The organism is Pseudomonas sp. AC070 (assembly GCF_979258635.1).
The window spans coordinates 4,696,027-4,705,000 of the sequence record NZ_OZ409871.1 but is presented as its reverse complement, the minus strand read 5'-3'; the positions used below and the strand labels follow the sequence as shown (position 1 = coordinate 4,705,000).

The 8,974-nt window shown below is 52.6% G+C and carries 6 protein-coding genes, 6 tRNA genes and 2 rRNA genes (1 of these 14 cut by a window edge); all 14 read left to right on the top strand.

What is annotated here, in order from left to right; all coding sequences use genetic code 11:
• Positions 1–47, top strand: a tRNA-Ile gene (locus ACZZ0Q_RS21180) (it extends 30 nt beyond the left edge of the window).
• 25 nt (positions 48–72) lie between these two features.
• Positions 73–148 (top strand) — tRNA-Ala (locus ACZZ0Q_RS21175).
• 248 nt (positions 149–396) lie between these two features.
• Positions 397–3,286 (top strand): 23S ribosomal RNA (locus ACZZ0Q_RS21170).
• A gap of 146 nt (positions 3,287–3,432) precedes the next feature.
• A 5S ribosomal RNA gene (gene rrf / locus ACZZ0Q_RS21165) occupies positions 3,433–3,548 on the top strand.
• Positions 3,549–3,754: 206 nt separating this feature from the next.
• Complete coding sequence (birA, locus tag ACZZ0Q_RS21160; RefSeq protein ID WP_463540908.1) at positions 3,755–4,708, top strand: bifunctional biotin--[acetyl-CoA-carboxylase] ligase/biotin operon repressor BirA; 954 nt, start codon at positions 3,755–3,757, stop codon at positions 4,706–4,708.
• Positions 4,698–5,444: a pantothenate kinase gene (locus tag ACZZ0Q_RS21155; RefSeq protein ID WP_463540909.1), complete on the top strand. Its 747-nt coding sequence runs from the start codon at positions 4,698–4,700 to the stop codon at positions 5,442–5,444. The genes birA and ACZZ0Q_RS21155 overlap by 11 nt, the downstream gene beginning before the upstream one ends.
• Before the next feature lie 7 nt (positions 5,445–5,451).
• Positions 5,452–6,132, top strand: coding sequence for an SPOR domain-containing protein (locus tag ACZZ0Q_RS21150; protein WP_463540910.1), 681 nt, complete (start codon positions 5,452–5,454; stop codon positions 6,130–6,132).
• Positions 6,133–6,273: 141 nt separating this feature from the next.
• Positions 6,274–6,357: transfer RNA gene (locus ACZZ0Q_RS21145), tRNA-Tyr, on the top strand.
• Positions 6,358–6,381: 24 nt separating this feature from the next.
• A tRNA-Gly gene (locus tag ACZZ0Q_RS21140) sits at positions 6,382–6,455 on the top strand.
• Positions 6,456–6,480: 25 nt separating this feature from the next.
• Positions 6,481–6,556 (top strand) — tRNA-Thr (locus ACZZ0Q_RS21135).
• Positions 6,557–6,640: 84 nt separating this feature from the next.
• Positions 6,641–7,834, top strand: coding sequence for an elongation factor Tu (gene tuf, locus ACZZ0Q_RS21130; protein WP_463540911.1), 1,194 nt, complete (start codon positions 6,641–6,643; stop codon positions 7,832–7,834).
• A gap of 52 nt (positions 7,835–7,886) precedes the next feature.
• Positions 7,887–7,962: transfer RNA gene (locus ACZZ0Q_RS21125), tRNA-Trp, on the top strand.
• 49 nt (positions 7,963–8,011) lie between these two features.
• Positions 8,012–8,380 carry a preprotein translocase subunit SecE gene (gene secE / locus ACZZ0Q_RS21120; protein WP_463540912.1) on the top strand — a complete coding sequence of 123 codons (369 nt, stop codon included), beginning with the start codon at positions 8,012–8,014 and terminating at the stop codon, positions 8,378–8,380.
• Positions 8,381–8,389: 9 nt separating this feature from the next.
• Complete coding sequence (gene nusG, locus ACZZ0Q_RS21115; protein ID WP_108096543.1) at positions 8,390–8,923, top strand: transcription termination/antitermination protein NusG; 534 nt, start codon at positions 8,390–8,392, stop codon at positions 8,921–8,923.
• The last annotated feature ends 51 nt before the right edge of the window (positions 8,924–8,974 follow it).

Genomic DNA, 8,974 nt, shown 5'->3' with positions numbered 1-8,974 from the left:
CCCTGATAAGGGTGAGGTCGGCAGTTCGAATCTGCCCAGACCCACCAATTGTTGTGGAAGAAGCCTCAGTACGGGGCCATAGCTCAGCTGGGAGAGCGCCTGCCTTGCACGCAGGAGGTCAACGGTTCGATCCCGTTTGGCTCCACCACGACGACGATAGAGTTCAGAATTGAGTATTCGCCTTAGGGTTGAATATTGAATTCTGGTCTTTGACTAGAAAGTATTATCGTTCTTTAAAAATTTGGGTATGTGATAGAAAGATAGACTGGATAGCACTTTCACTGGTGTTTATTCAGGCTAAGGTAAAATTTGTGAGTTCTCTTGAGAGATCAAGAGTATTTCGAATTTTCGGCGAATGTCGTCTTCATAGTATAACCAGATTGCTTGGGGTTATATGGTCAAGTGAAGAAGCGCATACGGTGGATGCCTTGGCAGTCAGAGGCGATGAAAGACGTGGTAGCCTGCGAAAAGCTTCGGGGAGTCGGCAAACAGACTTTGATCCGGAGATGTCTGAATGGGGGAACCCACTTAACATAAGTTAAGTATCTTGCACTGAATACATAGGTGTAAGAAGCGAACCAGGGGAACTGAAACATCTAAGTACCCTGAGGAAAAGAAATCAACCGAGATTCCCTTAGTAGTGGCGAGCGAACGGGGACTAGCCCTTAAGTTGATTTGAGATTAGCGGAACGCTCTGGAAAGTGCGGCCATAGTGGGTGATAGCCCTGTACGCGAAAATCTCTTATCAATGAAATCGAGTAGGACGGAGCACGAGAAACTTTGTCTGAATATGGGGGGACCATCCTCCAAGGCTAAATACTACTGACTGACCGATAGTGAACTAGTACCGTGAGGGAAAGGCGAAAAGAACCCCGGAGAGGGGAGTGAAATAGATCCTGAAACCGTATGCGTACAAGCAGTGGGAGCCCACTTTGTTGGGTGACTGCGTACCTTTTGTATAATGGGTCAGCGACTTATATTCAGTGGCGAGCTTAACCGAATAGGGGAGGCGTAGCGAAAGCGAGTCTTAATAGGGCGTTTAGTCGCTGGGTATAGACCCGAAACCGGGCGATCTATCCATGGGCAGGTTGAAGGTTGGGTAACACTAACTGGAGGACCGAACCGACTACCGTTGAAAAGTTAGCGGATGACCTGTGGATCGGAGTGAAAGGCTAATCAAGCTCGGAGATAGCTGGTTCTCCTCGAAAGCTATTTAGGTAGCGCCTCGTGTATCACTGCTGGGGGTAGAGCACTGTTTCGGCTAGGGGGTCATCCCGACTTACCAAACCGATGCAAACTCCGAATACCAGCAAGTGCGAGCACGGGAGACACACGGCGGGTGCTAACGTCCGTCGTGAAAAGGGAAACAACCCAGACCGTCAGCTAAGGTCCCAAAGTCATGGTTAAGTGGGAAACGATGTGGGAAGGCTTAGACAGCTAGGAGGTTGGCTTAGAAGCAGCCACCCTTTAAAGAAAGCGTAATAGCTCACTAGTCGAGTCGGCCTGCGCGGAAGATGTAACGGGGCTCAAACCATGCACCGAAGCTACGGGTATCACTTAGGTGATGCGGTAGAGGAGCGTTCTGTAAGCCTGTGAAGGTGAGTTGAGAAGCTTGCTGGAGGTATCAGAAGTGCGAATGCTGACATGAGTAACGACAATGGGTGTGAAAAACACCCACGCCGAAAGACCAAGGTTTCCTGCGCAACGTTAATCGACGCAGGGTTAGTCGGTCCCTAAGGCGAGGCTGAAAAGCGTAGTCGATGGAAAACAGGTTAATATTCCTGTACTTCTAGTTATTGCGATGGGGGGACGGAGAAGGCTAGGCCAGCTTGGCGTTGGTTGTCCAAGTTTAAGGTTGTAGGCTGACTGCTTAGGTAAATCCGGGCGGTTAAGGCTGAGAACTGATGACGAGTGCTCATTAGAGCGCGAAGTGGTTGATGCCATGCTTCCAAGAAAAGCCTCTAAGCTTCAGATAACTAGGAACCGTACCCCAAACCGACACAGGTGGTTGGGTAGAGAATACCAAGGCGCTTGAGAGAACTCGGGTGAAGGAACTAGGCAAAATGGCACCGTAACTTCGGGAGAAGGTGCGCCGGTGAGGGTGAAGCATTTACTGCGTAAGCTCATGCCGGTCGAAGATACCAGGCCGCTGCGACTGTTTATTAAAAACACAGCACTCTGCAAACACGAAAGTGGACGTATAGGGTGTGACGCCTGCCCGGTGCCGGAAGGTTAATTGATGGGGTTAGCTAACGCGAAGCTCTTGATCGAAGCCCCGGTAAACGGCGGCCGTAACTATAACGGTCCTAAGGTAGCGAAATTCCTTGTCGGGTAAGTTCCGACCTGCACGAATGGCGTAACGATGGCGGCGCTGTCTCCACCCGAGACTCAGTGAAATTGAAATCGCTGTGAAGATGCAGTGTATCCGCGGCTAGACGGAAAGACCCCGTGAACCTTTACTATAGCTTTGCACTGGACTTTGAATTTGCTTGTGTAGGATAGGTGGGAGGCTTTGAAGCGTGGACGCCAGTTCGCGTGGAGCCAATCTTGAAATACCACCCTGGCAACTTTGAGGTTCTAACTCTGGTCCGTTATCCGGATCGAGGACAGTGTATGGTGGGTAGTTTGACTGGGGCGGTCTCCTCCTAAAGAGTAACGGAGGAGTACGAAGGTGCGCTCAGACCGGTCGGAAATCGGTCGTAGAGTATAAAGGCAAAAGCGCGCTTGACTGCGAGACAGACACGTCGAGCAGGTACGAAAGTAGGTCTTAGTGATCCGGTGGTTCTGTATGGAAGGGCCATCGCTCAACGGATAAAAGGTACTCCGGGGATAACAGGCTGATACCGCCCAAGAGTTCATATCGACGGCGGTGTTTGGCACCTCGATGTCGGCTCATCACATCCTGGGGCTGAAGCCGGTCCCAAGGGTATGGCTGTTCGCCATTTAAAGTGGTACGCGAGCTGGGTTTAGAACGTCGTGAGACAGTTCGGTCCCTATCTGCCGTGGACGTTTGAGATTTGAGAGGGGCTGCTCCTAGTACGAGAGGACCGGAGTGGACGAACCTCTGGTGTTCCGGTTGTCACGCCAGTGGCATCGCCGGGTAGCTATGTTCGGAATAGATAACCGCTGAAAGCATCTAAGCGGGAAACTAGCCTCAAGATGAGATCTCACTGGGATCTTGAATCCCCTAAAGGGCCGTCGAAGACTACGACGTTGATAGGTGGGGTGTGTAAGCGTTGTGAGGCGTTGAGCTAACCCATACTAATTGCCCGTGAGGCTTGACCATATAACACCCAAGCAATTTGCTTAAAAACGCAAATTGACGGTGTGAAGACGATACAAACCGAAAATTCGGCAAACACACAAATACCTGTAACACCCAATCACATACCCAATTTGGAGCTGCGCTAACGCGACGCTCCACCCGAATTGCTTGACGACCATAGAGCGTTGGAACCACCTGATCCCATCCCGAACTCAGTAGTGAAACGACGCATCGCCGATGGTAGTGTGGGGTCTCCCCATGTGAGAGTAGGTCATCGTCAAGCTTAAATTCCAAACCCCCTACTCGTGAAAACGGGTAGGGGGTTTGTTTTTGGGCGCGGAAAAGTTTTATTGAGCTTATAAGGCGCCTGCCTAGTTCGTAATTGCAATTATTCATCGCGCCTAATAGCCCTTATTTCTCTATGGGCGCTTTCTATGCAATAGCGAAGTGCGCCGATATGATGCGTGCCTCTAAGTCGGGCTATCACGAATGCAGAATTTACTGGCGCTTTTACAAGATGGCGACTTCCACTCCGGTGAAGCGCTTGGGCGGACGTTGGGTGTCAGCCGAGCTGCCGTTTGGAAACAGCTGCAAGAGCTCGAGTCTGTTTACGGTCTGACTATTCATAGGGTCCGCGGTCGCGGCTACCGTCTGGAGAGCCCACTTGTCTTATTGAGCGTCGACAAGCTGAAGGGGAATCCTGCTGGTTGGCTGCCACGCGTGCTGGAATTTACTGACTCGACTAACGCAGAGGCTTTCAGGTGCCTTGAAGCGGGTTGTGAGCCGCCATTTTTCATAGTCGCGGAGCGCCAGACATCGGGGCGTGGGCGGCGAGGGCGCCAGTGGGTTAGTCCGTTTGCTGAAAATGTTTACTACAGTCTCTTGCTACGTTTGGAGCGGGGTGCGGTCCAACTTGACGGCCTAAGCCTGGTGATAGGTCTGGCCGTTTTAGGTGCCGTACGCCAATTCGGCGTTGTGGGTGCCGGGTTGAAATGGCCGAACGACATCCTGATAGGTAATCGAAAAGTTGCCGGTATATTGCTTGAGCTATCTGGAGATCCTGCAGACGTCTGTCACGTAGTGATAGGTATAGGTATTAACGTCAATATGCGTAGCGATGAGGCGATTGACCAGCCTTGGACGTCAATGCGCTTGGAGAGCGGTGCCCCGGTCGACCGAAATGAGCTGATCGCCACGCTGAATGTGCAACTGGATAAATATTTGAACATGCATCGTCGGGGCGGCTTTCGGCAACTCCGGCAAGAATGGGAGGCTTCGCATGTATGGCAGGGGCGCCGCGTAAGTCTCTCGGCGGGCACGCAAAATATTGTCGGGGACGTGTTGGGCGTCGATTCAAGAGGGGCGTTGCGGCTCTTGGTTGATGGTGTGGAGCGTGAGTACAGTGGTGGTGAGCTTAGTTTGAGGTTGCGTGATGATTCTTGAGCTCGACTGCGGAAACAGCTTTATAAAGTGGCGAGTGCTGGATTGGCATATGTTGGTCGTTGGTGGTGGCGTGGTCGGTTCGAGCGAGGAGCTGATAGCAAGTCTCTCCGAGCTTGCAATATTCGACGTGGACGCTGCCAGAATAGTTAGCGTGCGCAGTGATGAAGAGACTTCTTCGCTCATGCAGCTCTTATACGATCGCTTCGGCGTCACAGCCCTTAGCGCTTGTCCGGCGCAGGTTTTGGCTGGGGTGACAAACGGCTACAGCGATTATCAACGATTGGGTCTGGATCGTTGGCTGGCAATTGTTGCTGCCTACCGGCTCGCAGGGAAAGCTTGTCTGGTACTTGATTTGGGTACCGCTGTGACATCGGACTTCGTCGCTGCCGACGGGGCCCATCTAGGCGGTTTTATCTGTCCTGGTGTACCCCTCATGCGTAACCAGCTACGCACCCATACTCGGCGTATCCGTTATGACGATGATGCTGCGGAGAAAGCGCTTCAAGTTCTTGCGCCCGGTCGTTCCACGGTAGAGGCCGTAGAGCGCGGATGTTCGCTCATGCTCCGCGGTTTTGTGCAGACGCAGCTTGAGCTTGCTCGCGAATACTGGGGTGAGTCGTTCGACGTGTTTCTCACGGGAGGAGACGCTGGCTCCGTGAAGGAGCTTTTGCCGGCTGTCCGCGTGATGCCTGACCTAATTTTTGTCGGCCTCGCTATCGCATGCCCGTTGAATTGAGGTTTTTATGCGTTGGTTGTTTCTGCTTTTTCTGGTTCTGAATCTTTTTTATTACGTCTGGCATCAGCAGCAGACCCCGCTGCGCGCTAAAGAAGTTGCGCCTTTATCGCTGCACCAGGAGGTTCGTCAGGACATTCGGCTGCTAAGCGAGTCTGGCGTCGCGCAGAGTCGCCGCGAGCATCCCGTTGAGGCGGCGGCTGTGCCGTCCGAGGTCTGCATGTTCTTGGGTGGTTTCGACCAGGAAGAGGCGGCGAAGCTGATCGAGCAGCGTCTGATCACCTTGGATATTCAATCTCAAGTGAGGGTAGTCGACGCTCCGGCGGGGTTAGATTATTGGGTTTTCTTGCCCCCGCTAGCTTCGCGGCAGGCTTCGCTGCGTCAGTTGAAGGAACTCCAGGCTAGAAAAATAGATAGCTACATCATTACTCAGGGAGATCTTTCGAACGGAATTTCCTTGGGGATGTTTCCCAGAAGCGAGTCGGCAGAAAATGTAATGCAGCGTTTGCGGGACGTCGGTTATGACCCTCAGATGCGAGAGCTGCCGCGGGCTCACCGCAATTTTTGGGTCCGCGTTGCTCCAGAAAGTCGCCGCCTTGCTGATGATTCCTTGCTTCAGTCGCTAGCTCGAGATTTCAACGGCTTGCAACATCAATTAATGCCGTGCGAAAGCGTTGCAACGCCGAATTAGTTTGAATAGAATGGCGCCCGCTTTGCAGGGTTGCTCTCTGGGTGAGTCTGAAAAGTTGCTGTCGATTGCGCTAACCTCAAGTTTTTTATGAGGAATTGCTTGACAGTAGGGTGGCATGCGAAGAGAATGCCGCCTCACTTTGGAGGGGTTCCCGAGTGGCCAAAGGGATCAGACTGTAAATCTGACACGCGAGTTTCGAAGGTTCGAATCCTTCCCCCTCCACCATATTTAGCGAGAGCTGCAAGCTCCGCGGGTATAGTTCAACGGTAGAACCTCAGCCTTCCAAGCTGATGGTGCGGGTTCGATTCCCGCTACCCGCTCCAGTTTGCAGTTGTTTGTAACGAGTTCGCTCTTGTAGCTCAGTTGGTAGAGCACACCCTTGGTAAGGGTGAGGTCAGCGGTTCAAATCCGCTCAAGAGCTCCATTATTAAGAAGGCAGATATGAAGATATCTGCCTTTGTTTTAATGGTCGCGTGGTTCGCGCACTTAATCGATGGGAGACGCTCTGATGGCTAAAGAAAAGTTTGAACGGAACAAACCGCACGTCAACGTTGGCACCATCGGTCACGTTGACCACGGTAAAACCACTCTGACCGCTGCTCTGACCCGTGTTTGCTCCGAGGTTTTCGGTTCGGCTCGCGTTGACTTCGACAAGATCGACAGCGCTCCAGAAGAAAAAGCTCGTGGTATCACCATCAACACCGCTCACGTTGAATACGATTCGGCCGTGCGTCACTACGCGCACGTTGACTGCCCAGGTCACGCCGACTACGTAAAAAACATGATCACCGGTGCTGCTCAGATGGACGGCGCTATCCTGGTTTGCTCGGCCGCTGATGGTCCGATGCCGCAAACCCGTGAGCACATCCTGCTGTCCCGTCAGGTAGGCGTTCCTTACATCGTTGTCTTCCTGAACAAGGCTGACATGGTGGACGACGCTGAGCTGCTGGAACTGGTTGAGATGGAAGTTCGCGATCTGCTGAGCACTTACGAGTTCCCAGGCGACGACACTCCGATCATCATCGGTTCGGCTCTGATGGCTTTGAACGGCCAAGACGACAACGAAATGGGTACCAGCGCTGTTAAGAAGCTGGTTGAGACTCTGGACAGCTACATTCCTGAGCCGGTCCGCGTTATCGACAAGCCGTTCCTGATGCCAATCGAAGACGTATTCTCGATCTCGGGTCGCGGTACTGTAGTTACCGGTCGTATCGAGCGCGGTATCGTCAAGGTTCAAGAGGCTCTGGAAATCGTTGGTCTGCGTGACACCACTCAGACTACCTGCACCGGCGTTGAAATGTTCCGCAAACTGCTCGACGAAGGTCGTGCTGGCGAGAACTGCGGCGTACTGCTGCGTGGTACCAAGCGTGAAGACGTTGAGCGTGGTCAAGTACTGGCCAAGCCGGGTTCGGTTAAGCCGCACACCAAGTTCGAAGCTGAGGTTTACATCCTGAGCAAAGACGAAGGTGGTCGTCACACTCCGTTCTTCAAAGGCTACCGTCCTCAGTTCTACTTCCGTACTACCGACGTAACCGGTAGCTGCGAACTGCCGGAAGGCGTTGAGATGGTAATGCCAGGCGACAACATCAAAATGGTTGTTACCTTGATCAAGTCGATCGCCATGGAAGATGGTCTGCGTTTCGCGATTCGCGAAGGCGGCCGTACCGTTGGTGCTGGCGTAGTTGCCAAAATCATCGAGTAATCGTTGATTAGTCCCCATCAGGCCGGCATAATGGTCGGCCTGATTTTGTTTTAGGTCAGTAGCTCAATTGGCAGAGCGACGGTCTCCAAAACCGTAGGTTGGGGGTTCGATTCCCTCCTGACCTGCCAGTTTTACTAAGAAGTTAAAGCTGGCACGTCTTTCACAGGATCCTCGTAAATGACTGTTAAGGCTGAAGCCAAAGAATCGCGCTTTGATCTGCTGAAGTGGCTTGTTGTTGCTGCTTTGGTGGTGGTTGGCGTGGTTGGCAATCAGTTCTTCTCTGGTGAGCCGATTCTGTACCGTGTCCTTGGTTTGCTTGCAATCGCGGCTGTTGCTGCGTTTGTCGCTCTGCAAACCGCAAAGGGGCAGGCATTTTTCGGGCTCGCTAAAGAAGCTCGGGTTGAAATTCGCAAAGTCGTTTGGCCGACTCGTCAGGAAACCACGCAAACCACACTTATTGTTGTGGCTGTTGTGCTGGTGATGGCGCTGTTGCTGTGGGGGCTTGACTCCCTGCTAGGCTGGCTTGTTTCCATGATTGTTGGTTGAAGGTGTCCCGTGGCTAAGCGTTGGTATGTTGTGCATGCTTACTCGGGTTACGAGAAGCATGTCATGCGCTCCCTGATTGAGCGCGTCAAGCTGGCCGGCATGGAAGATGGGTTCGGCGAGATTCTGGTTCCCACTGAAGAAGTGGTTGAAATGCGTAATGGCCAGAAGCGCAAAAGTGAACGCAAGTTCTTCCCCGGTTATGTTCTGGTGCAGATGGACATGAACGAAGGCACTTGGCACTTGGTCAAGGATACGCCTCGCGTCATGGGTTTTATCGGCGGTACCGCTGACAAGCCTGCGCCAATCACTGATAAAGAGGCTGATGCAATTCTGCGTCGCGTTGCTGATGGTAGCGACAAGCCGAAACCGAAAACACTGTTTGAGCCAGGTGAAATGGTCCGCGTCATTGACGGCCCTTTCGCTGATTTCAGCGGTGTTGTGGAAGAAGTGAACTATGAAAAAAGCCGGATTCAGGTGGCTGTGACCATTTTTGGTCGCTCGACCCCGGTTGAGTTGGAGTTTAGTCAGGTCGAAAAGGCATAACTGACAAAGCATCCCGTACCCCGCAGCCTTAGGCTGCGGGGTTTTGTCGTC